Source organism: Adlercreutzia equolifaciens (assembly GCF_029076695.1).
Lineage (GTDB): Bacteria > Actinomycetota > Coriobacteriia > Coriobacteriales > Eggerthellaceae > Adlercreutzia > Adlercreutzia equolifaciens_A.
The window spans coordinates 1-295 of the sequence record NZ_JARFIK010000464.1 but is presented as its reverse complement, the minus strand read 5'-3'; the positions used below and the strand labels follow the sequence as shown (position 1 = coordinate 295).

Genomic DNA, 295 nt, shown 5'->3' with positions numbered 1-295 from the left:
AACGAGTGCTTTTTCTACACGACTTGGAGGAGTCAGTGAGGGCTATTATTCTTCTCTGAATCTAAGCTTTGATCGTGGAGATGACCCGGAAAGGGTATTAGAGAATTTTAAAAGGATTGGAGCATCAATGGGTGTTAATGTCGAAGATATGGTTCTGTCGAAGCAGACACATACAACGAATGTACGTGTAGTTACAGCGGAAGATAAGGGAAAAGGTGTTATGCGGGAACGCAATTATACAGATGTGGATGGGATGATCACGAATGTTCCGGGAATCTGTCTTGTGACTTCCTAT

The 295-nt window shown here is 42.7% G+C and carries 1 protein-coding gene; it reads left to right on the top strand.

The window, feature by feature from the left end; genetic code table 11:
- On the top strand, nt 1-295 hold a 295-nt coding region (locus PZH32_RS13195), incomplete at both ends, for a laccase domain-containing protein (protein ID WP_275208710.1).